General features: G+C 63.5%; 22 protein-coding genes and 1 tRNA gene. 10 read left to right on the forward strand and 13 right to left on the reverse strand.

The annotated features are described in order from the left end of the window. Nucleotides 1–55: 55 nt before the first annotated feature. The 3 genes from ADBZ9O_RS03075 to ADBZ9O_RS03085 all read left to right on the forward strand — a co-directional run bounded on the left by ADBZ9O_RS03075 (nt 56) and on the right by ADBZ9O_RS03085 (nt 2733). Nucleotides 56–583: a hypothetical protein gene (locus ADBZ9O_RS03075; protein ID WP_526528293.1), complete on the forward strand. Its 528-nt coding sequence runs from the start codon at nt 56–58 to the stop codon at nt 581–583. 297 nt (nt 584–880) lie between these two features. Beyond that, a complete protein-coding gene (locus ADBZ9O_RS03080; RefSeq protein ID WP_526528295.1) occupies nt 881–1177 on the forward strand; it encodes a hypothetical protein in 297 nt (98 codons plus the stop codon). Between the two features lie 560 nt (nt 1178–1737). Further along, nucleotides 1738–2733: an Abi family protein gene (locus ADBZ9O_RS03085; RefSeq protein ID WP_526528297.1), complete on the forward strand. Its 996-nt coding sequence runs from the start codon at nt 1738–1740 to the stop codon at nt 2731–2733. Between the two features lie 179 nt (nt 2734–2912). On the opposite strand, the gene ADBZ9O_RS03090 is transcribed toward ADBZ9O_RS03085, so the two are convergent. The 4 genes from ADBZ9O_RS03090 to cwsA form a co-directional block, all read right to left on the reverse strand. Further along, nucleotides 2913–3224 carry a hypothetical protein gene (locus ADBZ9O_RS03090; protein WP_526528299.1) on the reverse strand — a complete coding sequence of 104 codons (312 nt, stop codon included), beginning with the start codon at nt 3222–3224 and terminating at the stop codon, nt 2913–2915. Between the two features lie 49 nt (nt 3225–3273). Beyond that, on the reverse strand, nt 3274–4218 hold the full coding sequence (locus ADBZ9O_RS03095) for a hypothetical protein (RefSeq protein WP_526528301.1): 945 nt from the start codon (nt 4216–4218) through the stop codon (nt 3274–3276). A gap of 96 nt (nt 4219–4314) precedes the next feature. Then, entirely contained in the window at nt 4315–5667 is a 1353-nt protein-coding gene (locus ADBZ9O_RS03100; RefSeq protein ID WP_526528303.1) for an L-serine ammonia-lyase, read from the reverse strand. A gap of 22 nt (nt 5668–5689) precedes the next feature. Beyond that, nucleotides 5690–6118: a cell wall synthesis protein CwsA gene (gene cwsA, locus ADBZ9O_RS03105; RefSeq protein ID WP_526528305.1), complete on the reverse strand. Its 429-nt coding sequence runs from the start codon at nt 6116–6118 to the stop codon at nt 5690–5692. A gap of 94 nt (nt 6119–6212) precedes the next feature. Here cwsA and ADBZ9O_RS03110 point away from each other — a divergent pair, with 94 nt between their 5' ends. Further along, a complete protein-coding gene (locus ADBZ9O_RS03110; protein ID WP_526528307.1) occupies nt 6213–6758 on the forward strand; it encodes a peptidylprolyl isomerase in 546 nt (181 codons plus the stop codon). A 78-nt stretch (nt 6759–6836) separates the two neighbouring features. Here ADBZ9O_RS03110 and ADBZ9O_RS03115 read toward each other — a convergent pair whose 3' ends face one another. Together ADBZ9O_RS03115 and crgA are read right to left on the reverse strand one after the other, a co-directional pair. Then, the gene (locus ADBZ9O_RS03115) at nt 6837–7250 is read right to left on the reverse strand and encodes a PH domain-containing protein (RefSeq protein ID WP_526533804.1); all 414 of its coding nucleotides are present in this window, start codon (nt 7248–7250) and stop codon (nt 6837–6839) included. 145 nt (nt 7251–7395) lie between these two features. Further along, a complete protein-coding gene (crgA, locus tag ADBZ9O_RS03120) occupies nt 7396–7659 on the reverse strand; it encodes a cell division protein CrgA (RefSeq protein WP_526528309.1) in 264 nt (87 codons plus the stop codon). Between the two features lie 109 nt (nt 7660–7768). Between crgA and ADBZ9O_RS03125 the strand changes: the two genes are divergently transcribed. Continuing rightward, on the forward strand, nt 7769–8545 hold the full coding sequence (locus ADBZ9O_RS03125; protein WP_526528311.1) for a DUF881 domain-containing protein: 777 nt from the start codon (nt 7769–7771) through the stop codon (nt 8543–8545). A gap of 30 nt (nt 8546–8575) precedes the next feature. Next, nucleotides 8576–9250, forward strand: coding sequence for an aminodeoxychorismate/anthranilate synthase component II (locus ADBZ9O_RS03130; RefSeq protein WP_526528313.1), 675 nt, complete (start codon nt 8576–8578; stop codon nt 9248–9250). Here ADBZ9O_RS03130 and pknB read toward each other — a convergent pair. The 7 genes from pknB to ADBZ9O_RS03165 all read right to left on the reverse strand — a co-directional run bounded on the left by pknB (nt 9228) and on the right by ADBZ9O_RS03165 (nt 19004). After that, the gene (gene pknB, locus ADBZ9O_RS03135; RefSeq protein ID WP_526528315.1) at nt 9228–11114 is read right to left on the reverse strand and encodes a Stk1 family PASTA domain-containing Ser/Thr kinase; all 1887 of its coding nucleotides are present in this window, start codon (nt 11112–11114) and stop codon (nt 9228–9230) included. The genes ADBZ9O_RS03130 and pknB overlap by 23 nt on opposite strands. Further along, on the reverse strand, nt 11111–12412 hold the full coding sequence (locus ADBZ9O_RS03140; protein WP_526528317.1) for a serine/threonine-protein kinase: 1302 nt from the start codon (nt 12410–12412) through the stop codon (nt 11111–11113). Before ADBZ9O_RS03140 ends, pknB begins: the two co-directional genes overlap by 4 nt. 49 nt (nt 12413–12461) lie before the next feature. Continuing rightward, on the reverse strand, nt 12462–13940 hold the full coding sequence (gene pbpA, locus ADBZ9O_RS03145) for a D,D-transpeptidase PbpA (protein ID WP_526528319.1): 1479 nt from the start codon (nt 13938–13940) through the stop codon (nt 12462–12464). Beyond that, a complete protein-coding gene (gene rodA / locus ADBZ9O_RS03150) occupies nt 13937–15409 on the reverse strand; it encodes a peptidoglycan glycosyltransferase RodA (RefSeq protein ID WP_526528321.1) in 1473 nt (490 codons plus the stop codon). Before rodA ends, pbpA begins: the two co-directional genes overlap by 4 nt. Continuing rightward, nucleotides 15406–16980 carry a PP2C family protein-serine/threonine phosphatase gene (locus tag ADBZ9O_RS03155; RefSeq protein WP_526528323.1) on the reverse strand — a complete coding sequence of 525 codons (1575 nt, stop codon included), beginning with the start codon at nt 16978–16980 and terminating at the stop codon, nt 15406–15408. The genes rodA and ADBZ9O_RS03155 overlap by 4 nt, the downstream gene beginning before the upstream one ends. Continuing rightward, complete coding sequence (locus tag ADBZ9O_RS03160) at nt 16977–17444, reverse strand: FHA domain-containing protein FhaB/FipA (RefSeq protein WP_526528325.1); 468 nt, start codon at nt 17442–17444, stop codon at nt 16977–16979. Before ADBZ9O_RS03160 ends, ADBZ9O_RS03155 begins: the two co-directional genes overlap by 4 nt. Before the next feature lie 144 nt (nt 17445–17588). Continuing rightward, nucleotides 17589–19004, reverse strand: a complete 1416-nt coding sequence (locus tag ADBZ9O_RS03165; RefSeq protein ID WP_526528327.1) for an FHA domain-containing protein — start codon at nt 19002–19004, stop codon at nt 17589–17591. A gap of 255 nt (nt 19005–19259) precedes the next feature. Here ADBZ9O_RS03165 and ADBZ9O_RS03170 point away from each other — a divergent pair. The 4 genes from ADBZ9O_RS03170 to ADBZ9O_RS03185 all read left to right on the forward strand — a co-directional run bounded on the left by ADBZ9O_RS03170 (nt 19260) and on the right by ADBZ9O_RS03185 (nt 25816). After that, nucleotides 19260–19342 (forward strand) — tRNA-Leu (locus ADBZ9O_RS03170). Between the two features lie 383 nt (nt 19343–19725). Beyond that, complete coding sequence (locus ADBZ9O_RS03175) at nt 19726–21270, forward strand: class I SAM-dependent DNA methyltransferase (protein ID WP_526528329.1); 1545 nt, start codon at nt 19726–19728, stop codon at nt 21268–21270. 41 nt (nt 21271–21311) lie between these two features. Further along, the gene (locus tag ADBZ9O_RS03180; RefSeq protein ID WP_526528331.1) at nt 21312–22490 is read left to right on the forward strand and encodes a restriction endonuclease subunit S; all 1179 of its coding nucleotides are present in this window, start codon (nt 21312–21314) and stop codon (nt 22488–22490) included. A 44-nt stretch (nt 22491–22534) separates the two neighbouring features. Further along, a complete protein-coding gene (locus ADBZ9O_RS03185; RefSeq protein ID WP_526528333.1) occupies nt 22535–25816 on the forward strand; it encodes a type I restriction endonuclease subunit R in 3282 nt (1093 codons plus the stop codon). Nucleotides 25817–25929: the final 113 nt, after the last annotated feature.

Here is a 25929-nt window from a genome sequence, read left to right on the forward strand (position 1 = left end):
TGATGCCGCGGATGCACCGGTCTCCATGTCGGCCCGCGGTCATATGCTCCAGGTTATGGACATCAGGGAAATCGATGAACGCTCGATCGGCGCATTGCGGGACGCCGTGCAAGCAGCGGGACCACTCACCCACCTAGGGCACACCTATGGGGAGTTCCTGGAGTTCCTGAACGCTTTGGCCTGGTTAATGGGTGGTCCGGTCGATACCGTCGACGCCTTCCTGACTGAAGTGCCCGACCCGGCCGAGCAAGAGCACCGCGTGTATTGGCTGCGAGGCAACTCGATTGGCTCCCTGACGGTCGGGATGCACCAGGGCGCCCAAGGCGTCGACGAGGGGCACCCCATCAAACTGACTGGGTGGGTCCGACCGGTCTCCGATATCAAGCGAGTTGATGTGCAGAACTTTGGCTTCCAGTGGTCGTGGGGTGAGATCAAGGGCAGCCCCGAGGAGGTACGGCCGACGGTGCAGATTCATGTCGACGGCTGCGACATCCTGATCGGTGCCGCCGGTAGAACCAACCAACGAGCGAGAGATCAGGCTACGAAGTTCATCGGTCGGCTTCTTGACTCTTTCGCGGGTTAATGACCCTTTAACGAAACTCGTCAGAGTTGGCGGTTACCAAGAACATAGGAATGGTAGCGACTTCAATGAGGAGGACAGTTGCCGGTACAGGGCGCGCGCCGGCGGCAAGTGCTCGTTGGAATCATCAACCCAAGCTGAGGCGATGGCCTAGACCCCTCCCGCCCCGTACGCGGTTTGGCAGCCGTGTCGTTTCTGTGACTCGGGGTGCGCCGGACCCTGGGTTTTCGACCCCAGCTTTCGCGGCCGCCGATATCGTCGTTCGCGTCGACGGTATCGAGTTGCTGAAGGGGATGACGGATGACGACACATCCAGGCTGCGCCTTGGACTTTCCCGAAGATGTCGCGCTGGCATACGGCAAGGTACGCGGCATCAAGCTGGCACTGACCTCGCTGTATGACGATGATAACGCGAGCGAAGCGGTTCTCGACGAAATCGGTGACTGCGCCGTGTGTTTTCGACACATGAATCGTTTCCTAGCGGGCCTAGCAGGATCGCTCGGGGTGGCTGTAGCCGAGGCACATGGCGGCGACGAAGCGGACGCAATCCGGCAGTACGAGAAGATGCTCGCCGAATACCAGCGCGAAATCCCGTAGTAACGGCCCGCCAAGTTCGCCCCAGCAAGAGGTAGTGCGCAGCCCTGGGATAGCCACGACTCGACCGCCGCCGAAAGGTGCAGTTGTGGCAGGCGATACACATGTTGCTCCACCCCTCGGGGCGCTTCGCGCTTATACGACCAACCTCCGAGATCTACCAAGGAGGTGTGACGAAAGTCACAGAAATCCCAGGCGGCACGCCTGTAGTTGGTGTCAACTAGTGTCCACACCGCTGTGTACAAGCGTGTCGTAAAACGGCCTATGTGACGCCTATGGGCACGATCGAACGCGCCTAAGGTGATTTCCTTCGCGGGCAGCCTAAGTGCGGTATAACCGCGCCCAGAGGCCTAAAACCGCAGCTCAGGGGTGGTTGACACGCCAACGAGCCGCGCCTAACTTGGTCTTATCAACACCGGCCCCTCTGCATCTCGCCGACGTTAAGTCATGAGATGTACGGGTCGGTTTTCATTTGTGTATTGATCTGTGCACAATTTGTGGACAAGTCATATGTACGCAACCACGCTGTGGTTTGGCACTGACTTGCTGTACAAGTTTATGTCGTGGCCACTTACGACAAACCCCACCTGACGTACGAGCAGCAGCTAACGCGGCTCGTCGAGAGGGGCATGCCGTATCGGGATCACACTGCAGCGCTTTCCAGCCTGAAACGGATCGGCTATTACCGACTTTCGGCGTACACCTACTCCTTCCGCAAGCGCGACGAGGCCGGCCTGGTACAAAACCAATTCGTTGAAGGCTCCTCGATTGAGGCCGCGGTGGATTTGCATGACTTTGATGTCAAATTGCGAGCGGCCCTCCTCGCCGGACTCGAAGCCTTCGAAGTTGCACTCAGGGTGCAGATCGCCTACACGCTCGGCCGGCGCGACAAGTTCGGCCACCTAGATCCCAACAACGCGCTGGACAGCGTGGCGTGCGAGGTCCCGGTCGACCGTTCCAACCCCGGCGGGCAGCGCCAGTACGACGTGTGGCTGGAGAAGTATGAGAAACGTTGCAAGGATGCTGAAAAAGAGGACTTCGTCAAGCATTTCAAGGAGAAATACGAAGGTCGGATGCCTATTTGGACGGCAACCGAGGTAATGGATCTCGGAGGAATCGTCCGGCTTTACGGGTTCCTACTCCGCGATGATCGCAACAAGATATCTCGCAATTTTGGTCCCAAGAGGGAGCCCGACTTCCGAGCGTGGACAAAGTCATTGAATCTTCTGCGTAACCACTGTGCGCACGGTGATCGAATCTGGAATCGCAGCTTCACATACACGCTGCCCGAGTTCGTTTCCGGGGATATTGATTCGCGCCTGGAACACCTGGTTCCGAGCTCGGACCTCATGCGGCGCAAAGTGTATGCCCTCGCTGCGGTCCTAGCGAGCGCACTTATCAGAGTCGACCGCTACACCAACTGGCCGCGCTCGTTCGCCACGCAAGCGAAAAAGCTTCCAGGCGTCCCACAGGTGGCTACGCATCAGATGATGGGCTTCCCCAGCGACTGGCAGGAACTCGAGCTGTGGAAGTATCAGCCACCGGCCAGGCTTCTGTGAGCCGAGGACATGACCACACAATGACCACAATCTGACCACAGTTACAGATAACCACTGTTAAGCACAGTTGGGTGTTTCAGCAGCATAGCCGCACCGTAACCACCTGAACTACACCATATTTCGCCTTTGCAAGGCAGATGTCAGGAGTTCGAATCTCCTAGGCTCCACAAGTAATCGCGTCAGGCCTGTGCCTCAGGGCCCAGAAACTGCTTCAAAGCCGCCAGGGTGTCATCGGGAGGCGCGCCCTGTTCGCGCTGCCGGAGCATCATCAGCGCGATCGTCAGGATGGACACCCCACCGACGAGTTTGGCGGCATTCACGGCCAGATCAACCGGTTCGGTGGCGTCGAGTGTGGCCGCAGCTTTCAACACGTCCTCGACCCGCATCGGTCGGCCTGCCCCGTTGAACTCTGCCAGCAGGGCATACGCCGCGCGGGCCTGCGCGTCGCCCATCGCGGGTGCACTGACGCCATCGGGCTGTTGATCGCTCATCCCAGCATTCGACCATGTTGCGTGCGCCGCCCAGGGAGAGGGGCCCCGCCTAGCGGGTATGGGTGCTCGCGCGGGCCGAGGACTTCGTGTGGTGCAGGCCGGAAGCAGCCGCCGAGTCACGAGTCTTGTCGGTGGCTGTTACCGCCCTCGTCGGAGTTGCCGTTTTCGCGCTGCGGTCCACCGGGGCCGCTCCGACGGAAAAGCCGTTGATATTGAAGCCTGGACCAACTTTGGTGACGATCGCACCGCTGCGGAAGATCGATCCGGCGACGGCCAGCGGGCCCGGTTGCGCGGTCACCTTGTTGCCGTCACCCAAGATGTTGAATGCCGTGCTCAGGGTGGAAGGTATCGGGCCGACGTTGTTGCCCGCAAAAACCTGATTTCCCACTCCGCCGATGTTCAAGGCGCTGTTGCCGACGCCGACAGCTTGGACTCCGTTCGCCTTGGTTTTACTTGGATCAATAGTCGTGCCACCGATATTCACGGCGAGGTTGCCCTGGCCGGCTGCGAGCACCGGGTTGGTGAACGGGTTGAACAAATATGGGAATCCCATGTCGACCCCGGTGCCACCGAGGTTGATGGCGGTGTTGAAGTTATCGCCGGTCGATTGACCTGCCAGCGCGGTGGCGTACTTGCCCTGAACGACGGCAAGCCCGAAGTTTCCTTGCGTCCCTGCGATCGTGTCCACGCCGCCTGCGTAGGCGAAGCTGAAAAGGCCCGTCGTCGTTTGGGCAATGGTGAATTCGTTCACGCCATTCGTCATGCCGATTGCCATGGCGCTGCCGAAGAGTCCATCAGCATGCGCGACGGCGCCGGGGCCGATCGCGATGGCGATACTGGTCAGGTTGCTCGTGCAGTCCGCAGTGTTACCGATGCCGAAAATCGATGCACACGTGGCATTGGCAGTAGGTGCACCACCCATCATCACGGTGGCCAGCACACCGGACGCTAACGCGCCCAGCAGCACCCGGCCTTGGATCTGCATCTGAGCCATGAAGTTGCTCCCAACGTGTGCGCCTTCGGTTGGGAAATTACTCCGATCGGGACCTGGTCCACCCGTTTCAACCAAGTATTCAAATGTCGCAGCCCGTCAGCACTCGACCACGTTCAACGCCAGGCCGCCCAAGGAGGTCTCCTTGTACTTGTCCTGCATATCGGCGCCGGTATCGCGCATCGTCTTGATGGCGGTGTCCAGGCTGACGTGATGGGTGCCGTCCCCCCGTAACGCCATCCGGGCCGCGGTGATGGCTTTCACGGCGGCCACCGCGTTGCGTTCGATACACGGAATCTGCACCAGGCCGCCGACCGGATCACAGGTCAACCCGAGGTTGTGCTCGATCCCGATCTCGGCGGCGTTCTCAATCTGGGCCGGCGTGCCGCCCATCACGGCTGCCAACCCGGCAGCGGCCATCGAGCAGGCCGAACCGACTTCGCCTTGGCAGCCGACTTCGGCCCCCGAGATCGAGGCGTTCGCCTTGAACAGCACACCGATCGCGCCCGCGGTCAGCAGGAACTCCACCACGCCGGCGTCGTCAGCGCCGGGCAGGAACCGTCGGTAGTAGTGCAGGACGGCCGGGATGACCCCGGCGGCGCCGTTGGTGGGTGCGGTGACGACGCGTCCGCCGGCCGCGTTCTCCTCGTTGACCGCCAGGGCGTACACAGTCACCCAGTCCATCGCGTACATCGGATCGGTCGGGTCAGCCTCCAGCGCGGTGGACAGCAAACTCGCGCGGCGGCGCACCTTGAGGCCACCCGGTAGGGTTCCGCCGGTACGCAGACCGGTGCTGACGCACTGCTGCATCACCGCCCAGATGCGCAACAGTCCGTCGCGCACCTGCGCAGGCGACCCTTCCTCGTTGCGCAGCATCAATTCCGCGATACTGATGCGGTGCTGCTCGGCCAGGGCGACCAACTCGGCAGCGGTGCCGAATCGGTAGGGCAACGCGCGGTCTTCCCGGCGGGGTTGTCTGGCCTCGTCCTCGTCGACGACAAACCCGCCGCCGATGGAAAAGTAGGTCCGGTCCCCCAGCGGTGAGCCGTCGGCGGCGGTCGCCGTGAAGAGCATCCCGTTGCTATGAAAGTCCAAGGTGTGCAACGTCAATGAAATGTCGTCCGGGATCGTGAACGCGATCTCCGGACCGTCGGGAAGCTGCAGGTGCCCGTTGGCACGGATGGCAGCCAGCCGCTCTCGCGCCGCCGGTGGGTCCACGGTTTCCGGCGCAGCACCTTCCAGCCCTAGCACTACGGCATCGACGGTGCCGTGCCCGTGTCCGGTGGCGCCAAGCGATCCGTAGAGCTCGACCCGGATGCGTGCGGTCCGGTTCAGCACGCCCGCATCGGCGAGGTGCCGGACGAACCGGGCCGCCGCCCGCATCGGGCCCACGGTGTGTGAACTCGACGGTCCGATCCCGATCGAGAACAGTTCGAAGACACCGACGGCCATTCGCGTCAGCTAACTCGGCCAGCTAAGGCTTCGGGTCGATCTGCACGCTGGGCGGCAGCGAGGACGGCTCGGGCTTGGATGAGCGCCGGACCACCGAGAACGCCACGGCCCCGCCGACGACCACCACGGTGCCCGCGGCTGCGGCGAGCACCCAGGGGCGCCAACTGCGGCGCTGACCCGCCCGGGCATCCTGAATGGCCTGCGGCAGCCCGGCGACGACGTCCCCGGCGGCAGAGAGTTCGCGGGCGATGTTCTGCTGAGCGGCGGCCAGTTCGCGACGGAGTTGGCCGCTTTGGTAACGCCGGCGCAGACCCTTGACCGTCGCCGCGACCGATTGAGCGCTGAGTCCGACTGCGCCCCTTGTCACGTCGACGGGACCGACCGTGGAATAGGTCAGGCCGCGGGCCAGTCGTTGTCTCGGGGTCAGGCGGGTATCGGACTTCACACTCATGGTGCCCAGCCTGCCATCTTCACCGAAACTGTGTGGCCGACTCGGGCCCGCACTCGGGTCCCGAGAAGGGGCCGAGGAATCCTCCGAGGCGGTAGTGGCAGACTGTAAAACCGTGACTAGCCCCATTCAGACCGCCACTGCCACGCTGCACACCAACCGCGGCGACATCAAGATCGCGCTGTTCGGTAACCATGCGCCCAAGACCGTTGCGAACTTCGTCGGCCTGGCCCAGGGCACCAAGGAATACTCGACCGAGAACGCTTCGGGCAGCGCCTCCGGCCCGTTCTACGACGGTGCCGTGTTCCACCGCGTCATCGAAGGTTTCATGCTCCAGGGCGGCGACCCCACCGGCACCGGCCGCGGCGGTCCCGGCTACAAGTTCGCCGACGAATTCCACCCTGAGCTGCAGTTCGACAAGCCGTACCTGCTGGCCATGGCCAACGCCGGCCCGGGCACCAACGGCTCGCAGTTCTTCATCACCGTCGGCAAGACGCCCCACCTGAACCGCAAGCACACCATCTTCGGCGAGGTCGTTGACGAGGAGTCGCAGAAGGTCGTCGACGCCATCGGCGCCACCGCGACCGACCGCAATGACCGCCCCGCCGAGCCGGTCGTCATCGAATCGATCACGATCTCCTAGGTTTTCCTTCGCGAGCAGACGCAAACTCGCCCATTTTCGCCTGAAAATAGGGCAGTTTGCGTCTGCTCGGCGTTTTAACTAGCCCGCGTAACCCGCTGCCGTCAGGGCGTCGAGTACCGATATCGGTTCGACGCCGAGGTCCCACCGGGTGAACACGCGCAGCCGGTCATCGGTGGTGTCGATCTCCAAAAGACGGACTTTGCGCCCGATGCGCCGGAACTCCGTGATGCGGATCAGCGCGATGTCATTTGGGCGGATCGTCTCGGTGCGCCACCAGCCGCGTATCACCAAGCCGTCATCGGTGATTGCTAGCTTGGGGTGGGCTCGCCACGAGAATGTTGCAAACAAAAACAGACCCACCCCGGCAATGCCTATGAGAACGCGACCGGGAGGGTCTGTGACTAGCGTCACAGCGCAAAGACCCAGCACGGTACCAGCGATTCCGAGGGCCGCGACCCCGAGCGGTCGGGGGCCCCATTCAGTTTGCTGGATGGGTTGCATAGGTGCTCTTACCGTTGCCGATGGGGTTATCCACAAGTGCTATCCACAATGGGGATGAATCACACGCGTGTGATTGGGACGCGATGTGGGGACCGGCACAGCAGGCCCCCGCAGCGCAAATTTGAACGGTTCGCCGTTACCGCCACCGCATTGTGAGCAACAGACCGGCAATCATGAAGGCAAAGGCGATGGCGTAGTTCCACGCCCCCAGATCGGCCAGCCACGGCAGCGACGACGACGCGAGCTGGAAGACCAACAACCACGCCAGTCCGATCAGCATCAGGCTGATGAACAGCGCCACGAACCACACGCTCGACGGGCCCGTCTTCACCTTCACCGGGGTCCGGCTGACCGGGTTGATGGTGAAGTCGTTTTTCTTGCGAACCTTGGACTTGGGCATGGTTACCTTCGCGGGCAGTGGAGATAGTGCGACCATTGATGGCGCATACGGATTGGTACGAGAGTATCGCAGCACCGCCGTTCCCTGAGAATTCCCGGAAGGACCACCGATGGCACGGACGACGGCGGCGGCCGGCCCGGCGCCGGAGGACGGCCACCGGTCCCGCTGGCGCTACGGCGTGCCGGTCGTCTGCCTATCCGCAGGGCTGCTCTTGGCGGCCACTCATGGCGTGTCAGGGGGCGGTGAGATCCGCAGCAGCGACTCGCCGCGGTTGGTTGACCTGGTCCGTGAGGCCCAACAGTCGGTGGACCGGCTCAGCGCCGAGCGTGACGCGCTGGCCACCCAGGTCGACTCCACCCATGGCCGGTCCAGCGATACCGCGCTGACCGCGATGCTGGCCAGGGCCGGCGAGCTGGCGGCGGACGCGGGCCTTGACCCGGTGCACGGCCCCGGTCTGGTGATCACGCTGACCGATGCGCAGCGCGACGCCAACGGCCGGTTCCCGCGCGATGCGACACCGGATGACCTGGTGGTGCACCAGCAGGACATCCAGGCGGTCCTCAATGCGCTGTGGAGTGCGGGCGCCGAAGCGGTCCAGATGCAGGACCAGCGCATCATCGCCACGTCGGCCCCCCGCTGCGTCGGCAACACCTTGTTACTCAACGGCCGGACATACAGCCCGCCGTACACGGTCACCGCGATCGGTGACGTGTCGGCGATGAAGGCGGCGCTGGGCCAGGCTCCCCTGGTGACCTTGTACAAGCAGTACGTCGTGCGGTTCGGACTCGGCTACACCGAGCAGACCCGCAGCGATGTCGACGTCGTCGGGCACACCGAACCGGTGCGCATGCAGTTCGCGCAGCCTGCGGGGCCGATCAGTTACTGACCGGCTGTGCGCCCCCGGTAACCTGTGACGATGCGGGTTCTGGTCGTTGACAACTACGACAGCTTCGTGTTCAACCTGGTTCAGTACCTGGGTCAGTTGGGCGTCGTGGCTGAGGTCTGGCGTAACGACGATGACCGGCTGGCCACCGAGGCGCAGATCGCGGCGGTCGCCGACGATTTCGATGCCGTCCTGCTCAGCCCTGGCCCCGGCACCCCTGAACGCGCCGGCGCGTCCATCCCGCTGGTGCGCGCCGCTGCGGCCGCAGGCACCCCGTTACTCGGGGTGTGCCTGGGTCATCAGGCCATCGGGGTCGCATTCGGCGCCACCGTGGACCGTGCGCCAGAGTTGTTGCACGGCAAGACAAGTACGGTGCATCACGCGGACATCGGGGTCCTCAAGGGGCTGCCGGATCCTTTCACCGCGACGCGCTACCACTCGCTGACCATCCTGCCGGACACGGTCCCCGATGAACTCGAAGTGACGGCCCGTACCCAGGGTGGGGTCATCATGGCGGTTCAGCACCGCGAGCTGCCCATCCACGGTGTCCAGTTCCACCCCGAGTCGATCCTGACCGAGGGCGGCCACCGGATGCTGGCCAACTGGCTGGGTTACGCCGGGGACGCGCCGTCGGAGGCCCTGGTGCATCGGCTGGAGACCGAAGTCGCCGACGCCGTCCGGGCCGCTACGACGCGAAGTTCAGCGTGATCGAACTGCCATAGGTCACCGCGGCACCTGCGGGCGGCGACTGCGTGACCACCGCATTGGAACGCTGGCCGCTGTTATCGACGTTGGCGCCCTTGACCAGAACACCCGTCCACCCCAGCGCCCGTAGGTTCGGTTCGGCGTCGGTCCAGAATTGCCCGGCCAGGTTCGGCATGACGAACTGGTTGCCGCGCGAAACCTCGATCTGGATCACAGTGACCACCGGGACGTCTTGTCCGGCGGCCGGATTCGTCCCCATCACCTGACCGGCGGGCGCTGTGCTGTCGACCTGGATCGGGACGACATTCTGGAATCCTGACGCGCCGAGGATCTGCCTGCAGACATCGACGGTCTGCCCGACGCAGTCCGGGACCACCTTGTTACCCGGGCCCGACCCGACGATGATGGCGATCTCGTTGGTGATCGCCGAGGTCTGATTGGCAGGGGGGTTGGTCGCGAGCACCTTGTCCGTGAGTTCGACCGTTGACGCTGAGTCGGTCTGGGTGAAGCGGGTGAACCCGGCTGCCTTCAACTTGACGACACATTCGGCGTAAGTCAGCCCGGCGCAGTCCGATACCTGCCGCTGTTCCGGGCCAGTCGAGACGTTGACGGTGATCTGGGCGCCCGCATCGACCGAAGAGTTGGCCGCCGGGTCGGTGTTGATGACGTCGCCCGGTGGCACCTTTGAATCCGGAACGCCATTCGTGGTGATTTTGAAACCACGGTTCTGCAGTGCGGCCGTGGCGTCGGCGACGGCCTGACCGGACACATCGGGCACCTGCACCGAGCGGGTGTCGTTGCCGAGGAAATTGATCGCGAGCGTCACGACGACCGTCAGGATGGCGAGTAGCGCTGCGGCAATCACCCACCGGCCGACGGAACCGCCGCCGGTGCCGCGGTCATGCTCGACGAGATGCGCCTTCTGCCGCGGTATTTCCTCGGTGGAGTCAGCGCCATGGCGCGGCGGAGGCGTGGTGGCGAGCAGGCCGCTGCGGTCGGCCTCGGTGAGCACCTTGGGTGCCTCCGGCGGCTCACCGTTGTGCACGCGCACCAGATCGGCCCGCATCTCCGCGGCGGTCTGGTAGCGGTTCTCCGGATTCTTCGTCAGCGCCTTGAGCACCACGGCATCCAGCTCGGGCGGGATGCCTGGGTAGCGCTGCGACGGCGGGACCGGATCTTCCCTGACGTGTTGGTAGGCGACCGCGACAGGGGAATCACCGACGAAAGGTGGTTCGCCGGTGAGCATTTCGTACAGCACGCAGCCCAGCGAATAAACGTCCGAGCGTGCGTCGACAGGATTACCGCTGGCCTGCTCGGGGGACAGGTACTGCGCGGTGCCGATGACCGCGGCGGTCTGGGTGACATTGGTGGAATCGGCCAGCGCGCGAGCGATACCGAAGTCCATCACCTTCACCGCGCCGGTCTTGCTGATCATGATGTTGGCCGGTTTGACGTCGCGGTGGATGATGCCGTGGTTGTGGCTGAAGTTCAGGGCCTGGCAGGCATCGGCGATGACCTCGAGGGCACGCTTGATGGGCATCGGGCCGTCGTTGTGCACGATATCGCGCAGCGTGACGCCGTCGACGTACTCCATCACGATGTATGGCAGGGGACCGGCGGGCGTCTCGGCCTCCCCGGTGTCATAGACCGCGACGATCGCCGGGTGGTTGAGGGCCGCCGCGTTCTGGGCCTCGCGGCGGAACCTCAGATAGAAGCTGGGGTCGCGGGCCAGGTCGGCGCGCAGCACTTTGACCGCTACATCGCGGTGCAGCCGGGTGTCGCGGGCGAGGTGCACCTCGGACATACCGCCGAAGCCGAGGATCTCGCCGACTTCGTAGCGGTCAGACAGGTGTTGGGGGGTCGTCATCTCAATATCTCGTGGTACGCGGACGGCGCTGCCGGCTGCGGGAGCTGGAACCGAAGCTGTTCCGTCAGCACTCCAGGATGACCGGTCACCTGCTGTTCCGTCCAATTCGACGGCGCGGCGGGCGGCGATTCCGGCGCGCCGGGGTTGGACGTGACCGTGTCGGTGACCGTGGGCGGTGACTGCTGCTGGTTGTTGTTGTCCCTGGCATTGACGACGATCAACACCGCGACCACGATGGCGAGCGCGCCGAGTACACCGGCCGCCCACAACAGCGCCCGCTGACCGGAGGAGAACGTCCGTCGCGGTGGTGGCGGACGGTGGCTGCCAGAGGCCGGCCGGGCACGTGTGCCGGTCGCGGGAGCTCGCTGATCGACGACGGCGGCCCGAGGTTGGGCGCCTGAGCCGGGGATGGCGGCAGGCGAGGCCCGACCGATGGTGGGCGCCTGGTTGGGCCGGGGCGGGCGGCGCCCGGCCCGGACTGCGGCCACCGCATCGGCGAACGGGCCGCCGCTGCGATAACGCATCCCCGGGTTCTTCACCAGGGTGATCTCGATGAGCTCGCGCACATTCGGCGGCAGGTCCGCGGGCAGCGGGGCCGGTGTCTCCTTGATGTGCTTCATCGCGACAGTCAGAGCGCCCTCACCAGTGAACGGACGCTTACCCGAAACAGCTTCGTAGCCAACAACTCCCAGCGCATACACATCGCTGGCTGCGGTGGCGTCATGGCCGAGCGCCTGCTCGGGCGCGATGTACTGGGCGGTGCCCATCACCATGCCGGTCTGGGTGACCGGGGCGGCGTCGACCGCCTTGGCGATACCGAAGTCGGTGAGCTTGATCTGTCCGGTGGGCGTGATCAGGATGTTGCCGGGTTTGACGTCACGGTGCACCAGGCCGGCGGTGTGTGCGACCTGCAGCGCGCGGCCGGTCTGCTCGAGCATGTCGAGCGCGTGGCGCAGCGAGAGCCTGCCGGTGCGTTTGATCACCGAGTTCAACGGTTCACCGTTGACCAGTTCCATCACCAGATACGCGGTCCGGCCCTCGCCGTCCATTTCGGTTTCGCCGTAATCGTGGACGCTGGCGATACCGGGATGGTTCAGCATGGCCACCGTGCGGGCTTCGGCGCGGAACCGTTCGACGAACTCTGGGTCGGAGGAGTATTCGGCCTTGAGCACCTTCACGGCGACCCGACGGCCGAGCCGGCTGTCGACGGCCTCCCAGACCTGACCCATACCGCCGGTCGCGATCAGGCGCTGCAGTCGATAGCGGCCGGATAACGTCACACCAACTCTTGGGCTCATTGCTTGTCACCCGATCGTTCGTGCCTCACTCGCGGGCGCCTGCGCGGACTCATGATCCTCCCTGAAGTGCCGCGGCAATCACGGCCCGGCCGATGGGCGCTGCGACCGCGCCGCCGGTAGCCGAGAGCCGGTCACCGCCGTTCTCGACCAGCACCGCGACCGCCACTTTCGGGGTCGCGACCGGGCCAAAGGCGATGTACCACGCATGCGGCGGGGTGTTGCGGGGGTCCGTTCCGTGCTCTGCGGTACCCGTTTTGGATGCGATCTGCACGCCCGGAATGGCCCCTTTCTGCTGTGTGTTTTGCTCGGCGCCGACCATCAAATCTGTAAGTTTAGCCGCGACCTGCGCAGAGACCGCACGCCGCTGCTGCACCGGCGCCGTCGTGCTGACGTTGGCAAGGTCAGGCCCTTTGAGACCGTCGATCAGGTACGGCTGCATCGTCACACCCCGGTTGGCGATGGTGGCGGCGACGAGTGCGTTCTGCAGCGGTGTCACCGCGACGTCCTTTTGACCGATACTCGACATCCCGAGCGCGGCTGCGTCGGAGATGGGACCGACGGTTGATTCGGACACTTGCAGCGGGATCGGCGCAGGTGGGCTATCGAGCCCGAAGGCGAAGGCGGCGTTCTTGAGTGCGTCGGCGCCGATCTTGATGCCGAGTTGGACGAAGGCGGTGTTGCAGGACCGCGCGAACGCCTCCTGCAGCGAGGCGGTCGGGCCCGAACCGCAGGGTGTGCCGCCGTAGTTCTCTAAGGTGGCGGTGCTGTCCGGCAACGGGATCGACGGCTGCGCGGTGAGCTGCTCGTTGACGTTGATCCCGGACTGCAGCGCGGCGGCGGTGGTGATCACCTTGAACGTCGATCCTGGTGGGTAGCGCTCGGAGATCGCCCGGTTCGTCAACGGGGACTCGGGGTCGTCGCGCAACTGCTCCCACGCGGCAGACTGCTGCTCGATATCGTGCGAGGCCAACATATTTGGGTCATAAGAGGGTGCGGACACCAGTGCCAGAACCTTGCCTGTCGACGGTTCGATGGCCACTACCGCGCCCTTGCAGGGACCGCCATTACAGCCCCGCTGCATGGCGTCCCAGGCGGCCTGTTGTATGCGCGGGACGATCGTGGTGTCGACGTTTCCGCCACGCGGGTCACGGCCGGTGAAGAAGTCGGCCAGGCGGCGCCCGAAGAGCCGCTGATCGGATCCGTTGAGGATGGTGTCTTCGGCGCGCTCAAGCCCGGTGCTGGAGTAGCGCAGCGAATAGAAACCCGTGATCGGTGCGTAGACAAAAGGATTGGGATAGACCCGCAGGTATCGGTATCGACCGTCGGTGGACACCGAATAGGCCATCAGCTGACCGTTGGCCGAGATCTGTCCACGTTGGCGCGAGTATTCGTCGAGCAGCACCCGCTGGTTGCGCGGGTCAGAGCGCAGACCGTCGGCAGTGAACACCTGCGTGATGGTGACGTTGAACAGCAGCAGCACGATCAACGCCATGATTGCCATCGAGATGCGGCGCAGTGAGGTGTTCATACCTTCGAGATCACCTCGGTGGACGCCGCCGCGATGGGCGGTTGCGTGGCCGGGCCGCTGACGATCGGTCGGCGCGCGGCATGGGAGATGCGGACCAGGATCGCCAGCAGGAGGTAGTTGGCCAGCAGAGACGACCCGCCGTAGGACATCCACGGGGTGGTCAGCCCGGTCAGCGGGATCAGTTTGGTGACTCCGCCGACGACGATGAACAGCTGAATGGCCAGGGTGGAGGCCAGACCGGCGGCCAGCAGCTTGCCGAAGCTGTCCCGCACGGCGATGGCGGTGCGCAGGCCACGGATGATCAAGATGGTGTACAGCATCAGCACGCCGGCCAGGCCGACGAGGCCAAGCTCCTCGCCGACCGCGGCGATGATGAAATCAGTAGAAGCCGCCGGTACCGTCGCCGGCTGCCCGTTGCCCAGCCCGGTCCCGAAAATACCGCCGGTGGCAAAACTGAACATCGACTGCACCATCTGATAGCCGGCGCCGTCGGGGTCCGCGAAGGGGTCAAGCCAGTTCTGCACCCGGACCCGGACGTGGCCGAAAAGGTGATATGCCACAACGCTTCCCGCGGCGAACAAGGTCAGGCCGATGACCACCCAGCTGAACCGCTCGGTGGCGATATAGACCATCACCAGGAACGAGGCGTACAGCAGCAGTGACGTGCCGAGATCCTTTTCGAAGATCATCACTCCCACCGAGATGATCCAGCCGGCCAGCAGCGGCGCCAGGTCGCGTGGCCGGGGCAGGTCCATCCCGACGAAGTGTTTTCCAGCGCTGGTGAACAGGCTGCGCTTCGAGATCAGCACCGCGGCGAAGAAGATCAGCAGCAGGATCTTGGAGAACTCTGCGGGCTGAATCGAGAAGCCGGGGAAGCGAATCCAGATCTTGGCGCCGTTCTGCTCGGAGAACGCGGCGGGTAGGAACGCCGGGATCGCCAGCAGCACCACGCCGACCAAGCCACAGACGTACCCGTAGCGGGACAGCTGCCGGTGATCGCGTAACAGCATCAGCACGGCTACGAATCCGACGACGCCGACCAGGGTCCAGAGCATCTGCTGATTGGCACTGCCGCCGCGGGCGCTGCCGTTGACGGTGTCGGCAAGATCGAGTCGGTGGATCATCACCAGGCCGAGCCCGTTGAGCAGGGCGACGACTGGGAGCAGAAGCGGATCGGCGTACGGGGCGAAACGTCGGATCGCCAGGTGTGCAACGCCGAACAGCGCCAGGTAGGCCACGGTATAGCCGGCCAGATCCCATGACAGGCCCTGCTCCTGGTTGGCCTCCACGATCAGCAACGCCACCGTGGTGATCACGGTGGCGAAGCCCAAGAGCAGCAGCTCAGTATTTCGACGGTTCGGCAGCGGCGGCGTGACGGCCACCGGGGACTGCGGTGCGGTATTGCCGGTCGACTTTTTGGCGGCCGACGGTGGCGGCTTGTCGGCCGAGGTCTTGCCTGGCGATGTCATGCCGCCGCCCGGCAGTCGGTCCCCGGTTTCGAAGGCGCTGGCGGCAGCGCGGTGACAGTCGCCGTCGGCGTCGGCGTGGGGGTTGGCGAGAGTGTGGGAGCCGGTGGGACAGGTGAGGTGGGGGTGGCAGCCGGTGAGGACGCCGGAGTGGTTGTCGGCGAGGCAGATTCAGTAGTCGACGGGGCACTGGGCTCGGGGGTTCCGGAGGTGGCAGGCCCGGGCCGGGCGGAGGTGGCAGGTGTGGGCGGGGCTGGCGCGGGTGCGGGGGAGGGTGTCGGCGTCGCCGTCGGAGTCACCGGCGCCGGGGCACACAGCGGTAGCAGCGACGTGCGGGCCAGTTCGCGCAGTTGATTGATCGCGTCATCGAGTGAACCGGCGGGCAGACCGGCCGCCACCTGAGCGCGTTCGGAGGGCCGGAGGTCCTGCAGTCCCATCAGCCGGCAGCCCAGCGAATCCACCGGTTGGCCGTAGCTGATCTGGGACAATTCGTTTCGGTCGTTGAGACAGCCCAGCAGGTAGGGCTCTTGCAACGGATAACCCAGGATCGAGCCGGAGATCCCACGCATGATCGACACCGTGCCAGCGTTCTCGGTGACGTAGTAGTTGCTGCGGATCACCTCGCGGCCCACGGCCAGACCGGCGAGCACCAGGAGCACCACCAGGGCGGCGGCAATGACAATTCGCCGCCGCGATCGTGGCTTTTTTACCGGCTCCTCGATCTGCGGCACAACGCGTTTCGCTGCGGTGCGCTTGGGGTTGAACGCGGATGCACGGCCCGCCGCGGTGTTGGGCGGGGCGACGTCGTCATCGTGGCCGGAGACCGCACCGGCAAGAATTGGTGCCGTCTGGCCGTAGTCGTAATCGACCACGTCGGCGACCACCACGGTGACGTTGTCGGGCCCGCCGCCGCGCAGCGCCAATTCGATGAGGCGGTCGGCACTTTCGGTGACGTCCTCGATCTGCATGGCCTCGAGGATGGTGTCGTGGCTGACCGGATCGGACAGCCCGTCAGAGCACAACAGATAGCGGTCGCCGGGCCGGGCTTCGCGCATGATCAGCGTTGGCTCGACCTCGTGTCCGGTCAGCGCCCGCATGATCAGCGACCGCTGCGGGTGGCTGTGCGCCTCCTCGGCGGTGATCCGGCCCTCGTCAACCAGGGTTTGGACGAACGTGTCGTCCTTGGTGATCTGGTTGAGCTCACCGTCGCGCAGCAGGTAGCCTCGCGAATCGCCGATATGCACAAGCCCAAGTCGGTTGCCGGCGAACAGGATTGCCGTCAGCGTGGTGCCCATACCCTCGAGCTCGGGCTCCATCTCGACATGTCCGGCAATTGCGGCGTTGCCCTGTCGGACCGCGGCATCGAGCTTGCTCAGCAGATCGCCACCAGGCTCGTCATCGTCGAGGTGGGCGAGCGCGGCGATCACCAACTGCGAGGCGACTTCACCGGCGGCGTGACCACCCATCCCGTCGGCCAACGCCAGCAACCGGGCACCGGCGTACACCGAGTCCTCATTGTTGGCGCGCACCAGTCCACGGTCACTGCGCGCGGCGTAGCGCAAACCAAGGCTCACGGGCGCAGCTCAATTGAGGTTTTGCCGATCCGAACCGGCGTGCCTATCGGAACACGTACAGCCGTCGTCACCTTCGCCCTGTCAAGGTAAGTCCCGTTGGTCGACCCTAGATCTTCGACGTACCACTCGGTGCCCCGCTGGGACAGGCGGGCATGTCGAGTCGAAGAGTAATCGTCGGTGAGCACCAGCGTGGAGTCATCGGCACGGCCGATGAGCACCGGTTGGGTGCCCAAGGTGATCCGGGTGCCGACCAGCGATCCCTCGGTCACCACCAGATACCTGGCTGTGGTGCGCTTTTGCCGGGCCGGCAGCAGGGTGCCCCGTAACGCCAGCCCACGGCGCACCATGACCGCACCGGTCGGTGCATAGATATCCGTCCTCAGAATGCGCAATACGGACCAGATGAACAGCCAAAGCAGCAGCAGGAAACCGGCACGCGTCAGCTGCAGAACCAGTCCCTGCATCTAACGTCCTTCCCGTCCACAATCACTCTCGGCCCTGGGCACCCGCAAACACCGCGCCCATTGGCAACGTCACGATACTTGGGCGATGGCCGAAGTGAGGGCAAGCCTCACAGCTTCAGCGCCGGGTCATGACCAGCCGAGAACTCAGTGGACGCGGACGACGATCTCGGAGTGCCCTAGCCGGATGACGTCTCCGTCGGCCAACTGCCACTCCTGTACCGGCGCATTATTCACCGTGGTGCCGTTGGTGGAATTCAGATCCGACAGCAGGGCGACCTGACCGTCCCACCGGATCTCCAGATGGCGGCGTGACACGCCGGTATCGGGGAGCCGGAACTGGGCGTCCTGGCCGCGACCGATGACGTTTGCACCCTCACGCAGCTGATACGTGCGGCCGGAGCCGTCGTCGAGCTGCAGGGTGACCGCCGCGGCGCCTGCCCGGTAGTCCGCACCCTGGCCGTAACCGGCGTACCCGCCGGCTGCAGGCGGCTGCTGACCGTAGTCATAGTCACCGCGGGGCGGCTCGCTGTAGCCACCGCCCGGGCCTTCGGGGTAACGGCCGTAGTCGGGCTGTCCGTACTCCGGACGGCCGTAACCGCCACCCTTGTAACCGGGCTGGTCATAACTGCCCTGCTCGGGGTAGCCCGGCCGCGCGTCGGGGCGTGGGTACTCATCGGGCCGGCCGGGGGCCGGACGGCCATCTGGACGGCCGTAGTCGTAGTCAGCGCCGGGGGGGGCGCCAGCGGGGGCTCCATAACCGCCCTGAGGCGCACCGTAGCCGGGGCCCTGCCGGTAACCCTGGTCGTAGCCGCCCGAGGGCGGGCCGTAGCCGGCCGGGGGGCGCTGGTCATAGGACGGCGGCGGGTAGCCGCCTTGATCGGGATAGCCGCCCTGTTCGGGGTAACCCGGCCGCGGCGGGTAGTTCGGTTCGCCCTGCGGGGGGTAGCCGCCCGACTCTGGCGGTGTGTACGGCGCGCGCGGCTCCTGGCCTGCGGCGCGCGGATCTTCCTGGGGACGGCCGTACCGGTCGTCGTAGTACTCGTCGCCTGGCCGCCCCTGGCCCTGGCCCTGGCCGCGATAGGTCGGATTGTCGGTCATCGGTGCTCCTGGTTCTGCGGTCAACGCCTGGTCTGATTGTGGTGGGGCGGGCTCGCTGGTGCTCGGGTGGGGGCTGGCGCTGGGTGTGACATCGGGGTTGACGACACCTCGCGCGCGGACCTGGCCAGTGTGCAAGTTCGGCGATTGCTCGAATCTGACGACCACATCACCATACGTTTGCCACCCTTGATCGCCGATATATCCGCCCAGATGCTTGGCAAAAGTGTCCGAGGTGAGATCGGGATCGGCTTGCACCTTCTCGTAATCGGATGCACTGAGGGTAATGACGTACTCGTTGGGAGCCAAAAGTCGGCCACCTTGCAGCGAACGCACGCCGTCGGCCGCCTCCCGGCGCAGCATGCCTTCTACCTCTTGGGGAACGATGGATCCGCCGAAGACCCGGGCGAAAGCGTCGCCGACAGTGGACTCGATCTTGCGGTCAAACCGCTGGACCAGTCCCATCTCATCGCCTGCCTTTCTGTTTCCGCTCGGTTCAAGACGTTCAAGTACCCCGTCGCGTGTCTTGTCACCCGTGTGTTTCCTCGCCATGGTATCGGGCCAGCACATCGCCGCGGCACCATAAGAACTGTGAGAAACACGTCGGGCCAGGTCAGCGAGTTGATCACCTGCGCATCGAAGGCGATTCGACGGGGTTGTGACGCCCATGACGGTTTGGAATCCGACCCCGTCACCGTGTTACGCTCTGCCGGTTGTTTTGGGCGAGTGGCGGAATGGCAGACGCGCTGGCTTCAGGTGCCAGTGTCCTTCGGGACGTGGGGGTTCAAGTCCCCCTTCGCCCACAAAAAGAGCGGTTCTACGAACTGCAGGCACAAAGGTCACGAACTCGAAAGAGGTCGTGACCTTTGTGTTTGGAGGGGATGTCGGCTGGCGTCGGCCAGACTGACCGTCGTGGGATTCTCCTCGCACAAGTCCCCAGCGGAATGATTGGTCGGTCCTGCGGCCCGCTCCCTGCAGCGCAACCCCGGGCCTTCGACATAGGGTTCGGAACCCTGGGATTCCCGCCCTATTCGAGTTCAGAGCTATGCGATGATCCCCGCTAGACGGCTGTTGGTGCTCACAGGTGCTCCAGACTTGTGCTCACGGAGACGTCACCGCCACATGATTTCGCTGGCAGTGGATCGTTCGTGAGCCCGTTGCCTCGAACTGAAAGAACGGAACGTGGTTGAAGACGACTGACCTCGCCAAGGTGCGCAATACGCTGTGGGCCGCTGCTGACGAGTTGCGAGCGAACTCGAAGTTAACGCCGGTCCAGTACCGGAATCCAGTACTCGGCTTGGTGTTCCTCGCGTACGCGGAAAGTCGATTCGCGGCTGTCGGCGACGAGATCGAGGCAAAGGCGTCCGCTCGCAACCCCGCAAGGCCCGCTGACTACAAGGCCAAATCAGTGTTGTACGTGCCGGAGGAATCGCGGCTGTCGTACCTCAACGACCTTCCGGAGAGCGACGACATCGGCAAGGCAGTCGATGAGGCGATCAAGGCGATTGAAGCGGCCAACCCTGAACTCAAGGACATCCTGCCGCGTGGGTACCAAAAGCTCGAACGTTCGACTCTGATTGAGTTGCTGCGCTTGTTTGCGCCGTTGCCTACACAGCTTGAAGGTGACGTCTTCGGCTTCATCTACGAAGACTTTCTTTCCAACTTCGCCGCGCAAGAGGGCAAGGGCGGTGGCGAGTACTTCACGCCCTATTCGATCGTCCGTCTCATCGTAGAGATTCTGGAACCGTTTCACGGCCGCGTCTTCGACCCTGCGTGCGGGTCGGGTGGCATGTTCGTCCAGTGCGCGAAATTTGTTGAGCGCCATCATGAATCAGCGACGAGAAAGCTCTCGATCTTCGGTACCGAGAAGACAGAGGACACCGTCCCACTGGCGAAGATGAATCTCGCACTGCACGGGCTCTCTGGTGACATCCGGCAAGCCAACAGCTACTACGAAGACCCGCACAGCGCGGTCGCCGCCTTCGACTACGTAATGGCCAACCCGCCCTTCAACGTCGACAAAGTCAAGAAGGATCAGCTGGCTGGTGACAAGCGCTTCCCCTTTGGAATTCCCAAGCCTGACAACGCCAACTACCTATGGATTCAGCAGTTCTACGCGGCCCTCGGGCCAAAGGGCCGCGCCGGGTTCGTCATGGCCAATTCAGCGGGCGATGCGGGGCATTCGGAGAGGGAAGTCCGCAAGCAGATCGTCGAATCTGGTGCAGTAGACGTAATGGTCGCAATCAGTTCCAACTTCTTCTACACGGTGACTCTCCCTGTGACGCTGTGGTTCCTGGACAAGGCGAAGGCAGGAACGCAGCGCGAGGACGCTGTGCTCTTCCTTGATGCCCGGCATACCTACCGGCAGATTGACCGCGCCCACCGGGACTTCACGGCGGAACAGATCGAGTTCCTCGCAAATGTCGTGCGTCTCTACCGAGGCGAAGCCGTCGAGACCGGCGCGGGCAGTGACGTACTACTCAAGGAGCACTTCCCTGACGGCAAGTACGTAGACGTCGCCGGACTCTGCAAGGTCGCGACGCGATCCGAGATCGAAGACCAGGGGTGGAGTCTAAACCCCGGCCGCTACACGGGGTCCACGGTGGTTGCTGAGAGCGACGAGGACTTTACAGCGAAACTCGAAGAGCTATATGAGGCATTCACTAAGCTCAGTGATGAGGCCGCAGGTCTGCGGTCGAGTGTCGATGCCGCCATCCAGAAGATTCTCTAAGCATGAGGCAATGGGTTGATAGATCCATCAAAGATCTATGTGTGGCAATCGTGGACTGCGTGAATAAGACTGCGCCATCGCAGACCGACCCGACCCCCTACAAGATGCTCCGAACGACGAACGTCCGAGGAGGATGGGTCGACACCGCCAATGTGAAGTACGTCGATGAGCCGACATACGCGAAGTGGACCCGACGGCTGGTTCCAGAACCGGGCGACATCATCTTGACTCGCGAAGCGCCCTTCGGGGGCGTCGGAATGCTCAGGAGCGACGACCGGGTTTTTCTCGGTCAGCGACTTGTGATGTATCGCCCCGACCTCATGGAGTGCGACCCCAATTTCCTGATGTACAGCATGATGGGGCCAACCGTGCAGGCTGAACTAAAAAGTTTAGGGTCAGGGTCGACTGTTGAGCACTTGAGGGTGCCGGACTGCGAGAAAATCACGGTTCCCTGTCCTTCGCTGGATGACCAACGTCGAATTGGTTCGATTCTCCGATCATTGGACGACTTGATCGAGAACAACCGACGGCGGGTGGAGGTGCTGGAGGAGATGGCGCGGGCCATCTACCGCGAGTGGTTCGTGAAGTTCCGCTACCCCGGTCGCGAGGACGTCCCCCTCGTCGACTCAGCCCTCGGCCCGATCCCGAGTGGCTGGACAGCAGGCACGATCGGCGACGTAATCGAGCTCAAGTACGGCAAGGCGCTGAAGGCGAACGCTAGACGAGGTGGCGAAGTCGCGGTCGTTAGCTCGGCTGGGATAGTCGGCTGGCACGACCAATCTGTCGTTGCCGGACCAGCCATCGTTGTGGGTCGCAAGGGCAATGTGGGAAGTGTTCACTGGGTGGACGTTGCGTGCTGGCCCATCGACACGGCGTACTACGTAACTACGGACCTGCCCCTCCGATTCGTGGTCGAACACTTGCGCCGCACTGAGTTCACTAACAGTCACGCTGCAGTGCCTGGCTTAAGTCGCGAAAGTGCATACGCGAGACCATTCGTCGTCCCACCCACCAAACTGCTGAGCGCTTTTCAGGACGCTGTCGACCCGCTTGGTGACGAAGCCTCCGCGCTTTCGGCGCAGGCCGACAAGCTCGCAGCGTTGCGCGACCTGCTTCTGCCGAAGCTGGTGACCGGACAGATCGATGTGTCTTCGCTCGAACTGGATGCGATGCTGACAGAAGTCGACCTGGACGCAATGGTGGGAGAACAGGTGGCGTGATGATGGCAAGGGGTCCAGAGTACGACTACGTCGAGAAGCCCAGCATGACGTTGTTGGGTGAGCTCGGCTGGACCCCAGTCGATGCCTTCCACGAAATCCTCGGCGCCGAGGGCACGCTTGGACGTGACTCTCAGCATGACGTGGTCCTAACCCATCGTCTGCGCTCGGCGATGAGGAAGCTCAACGCCGAGGATGTGCCGGACCTCTCCATCAACGATGCGATCGAGGCATTGACCAAGGACCGTTCGGTGATGGATCGGATCCGCGCCAACCGTGAGGTTTACGACCTGCTGCGCGACGGATATCAGGCCGAGTGGGTAGATGACAACGACGACAAGCGAACCGAGACGATCCGCTACATCGATCTGCGAGACAAACTGAACAATGACCTGCTGGCGGTCCAGCAGATGTGGGTTAAGGGCCCGTTGCACAGCCGCCGCCTCGACGTCGCCCTGTTCGTCAACGGCGTACCGCTGGTAGTGCTGGAGTTCAAAGAACCGAATGCGCCGGTCAAGTCGGCCTACGACGACAACGTCACCGACTACCGCGACACCATCCCGCAGCTCTTCATACCGAATTGTTTTGTCCTGCTGTCCAATGGCAGTAAGGCGAAAGTCGGATCGACATATGCGCCGTGGGACTTCTTCTCGGACTGGAAGGTCATTGACGCCTTCGGAGCCCGTAGTGAGATCGCATTGCAGACAGCTCTCCGCGGCACCTGCAATCCTGCGAACCTGCTCGATCTCTTCGAGAGCTTCGTCGCTTACATGGAACGCCCCGGAGGCTTGATCAAGATCGTCGCGCGTTCGCACCAGTACCTCGGCGTCAATGCCGCGATTGAGAATCTCTATCGCGCGCGCGCGGTGCACGACAAACGCCTCGGAGTCTTCTGGCATACCCAGGGATCGGGCAAGAGTCTATCGATGCTGTGGTTCACCCAGAAGGTGCTCCGCCACGTCCGGGGCAAATGGACCTTCGTAATGGTCACTGACAGAACCGAACTCGACACACAACTCCACGGCGAGTTCGCTGATGCCGGCGCGATCCCGCCCGAAGCCCGGGTCCACGCAGACTCCATCGCGCACCTGCGTGAACTGCTGGCAGCCGACCACCGCTACGTCTTCACGCTCATCCAGAAGTTCCAACCGTCCAAGGGTGAACGTGAGATGCCGGTGCTGTCTGACCGGTCCGAAATCATCGTCATCACCGATGAGGCACACCGCAGTCAGTACGACACCCTCGCGCTCAACATGCGAACCGCCCTGCCCAACGCCTCGATGATGGGCTTTACCGGAACCCCGCTAATCGCTGGCGAAGAGCAGGCGACCCGCCAGCAGTTCGGCGACTACGTCAGTATCTACAATTTCGGCGATGCCATCGAAGATGGTGCCACGGTCCCCCTCTACTACGAAAACCGCATCCCAGAGCTACAACTCAAAAACGCCGACTTCGCAGACGAGCTCGACGCGCTCCTGGAGGAAGCCGAACTCGACGAAGACGCTGAGGGCGCGCTGGCACGCAAATTCGGTACCCAGTACACCCTGCTGACCCGTCCTGAACGCCTGAAGACCCTTGCGCAAGACCTTGTTTCACACTTCGTTGGACGCGGGTTCTCAGGCAAGGCGATGTACGTCGGCCTCGACAAAGCCGCGGCCGTGAGAATGTACGATCTCGTCCAGGAAATTTGGGCCGAGCACCTCGCCGATCTGCGACGCCAGCACGACGCGCTGCCAGAGCTGGAGCGTCCTTGGCTGGCATCGCGGATTGAGCTGATGGAAACCACCGACATGGCAGTCGTAGTCTCCCAAAGCCAGAACGAGCTGAAGACGCTCGACGACCTAGGCCTCGACATTCGACCCCACCGCGAGCGGATGAACCGCGAAGACCTTGCGGAGAAATTCAAAGAGCCGACCGATCCGTTGCGCCTGGTATTCGTGTGCGCGATGTGGATGACCGGCTTCGACGCCCCGAGCGTGTCGACCGTCTACCTCGACAGGCCGATGAAAAACCACACCCTCATGCAGACCATCGCCCGCGCAAACCGCGTCTTCCCTGAAAAGGACAACGGTCTCATTGTCGATTACGTCGGAGTCTTCCGGAACTTGGAGAAGGCTCTCGCCGTCTACGGCGCAGCCAAGGAAGGGGAATCGCCCATCGAGATTATCGATGCTCTCGCGGGTGAACTCGACGCTGCCGTTGCAGATCTGAGAACCTTCAGTGCGGGCGTCGGTGTCGACTTGATCGCAGTGCGCGATGCTGAGGGCTTCGACCACGTCGCCAAACGGGACGCTGCGGTCGAGTCACTGCTGGTCGATGAACGGACCCGCAACGACTTTATTGTGAAGGCTCGGCAGGTCCGCAGACTATTCAAGGCACTGCTTCCAAACTCGAAAGCCGCGGCACAGCAACGGAACGTTGCGACGATTCGGGTGTTGGCCGTGCGGATCCACGACGTCACGAAGCCGCCGACACCTGACATTGGAGTTGTCGCCGATGCTGTCGACGCCTTGCTGGATCGATCGGTGGGTGCCGAGGAGTACGTCATTCGCGCTGTTGCCGAGGGCCGTGAGCCAGACCCACTGATCGACCTGTCGCAGATCGATTTCGACGGCCTCGCAGCGAAATTGCGCGGTCGCAAGCGCGCAGAGACAGACAGGATGGCTCAGCTTCTTCGGCAGCAAGCGATCGGCGCCGCGTTGCGGAACCCGACGCGCTACGAGCTGGTCGAGCGGATCGAGCAGCTGATCGCTGACTACAACGCGGGCAGCGTCAATATCGATGAGTATCTGCGTCGTCTCATCGAGCTTTCAAGAACTCTCACGGCAGAAGAGGAACGAGCGGTCCGCGAAGGTATGACCGAGGAGGAACTCGCGATCTTCGACCTTCTGACTCAACCCGATCCCGTGCTCAACGCCGAGGAACGGGAGAGAGTTCAAGCGAGCGCAAAGGAACTTCTCCAGCACCTGCATGAAAGGCTCGTCCAGGATTGGCGACGCAAGGTCGACGTGATGAACGACGTGAACAGCACCATCCGTCGCGTGCTCGACGAGGGTTTACCCGAGACGCCCTACACCGTCGATGTCTTCCGCGAGAAGGTCCAGCTCGTTTACGACCATATTTTGAGTGCGTACGGCGATGACGGCGAGAGTGTGTACACCAGACGTGTAGACGTCGGCTTTCCACCTCAGACAGCGGGGACAGTGCCTTTGGGTCCGATTGACGTAGACAAGATCGCCGATGACGTCGTAGCGCGCATCCACGCCGATCCCGCCTTCGCCGAGCACGTTGCGCGGCAGCTACTGGACCAGCCAAACGCGGCTGACTGACGAATTTTGTGATGGTACAGCGAGCTTGGCACGAAGTGTTCGGGCTGACGTCGGTTAGTCAAGCCGGATAGGTCTGAGGGTTCTGAGGTCGATACTCAGCTCCTGACCATTCA

Source organism: Mycobacterium sp. (assembly GCF_965229105.1).
GTDB lineage: Bacteria > Actinomycetota > Actinomycetes > Mycobacteriales > Mycobacteriaceae > Mycobacterium.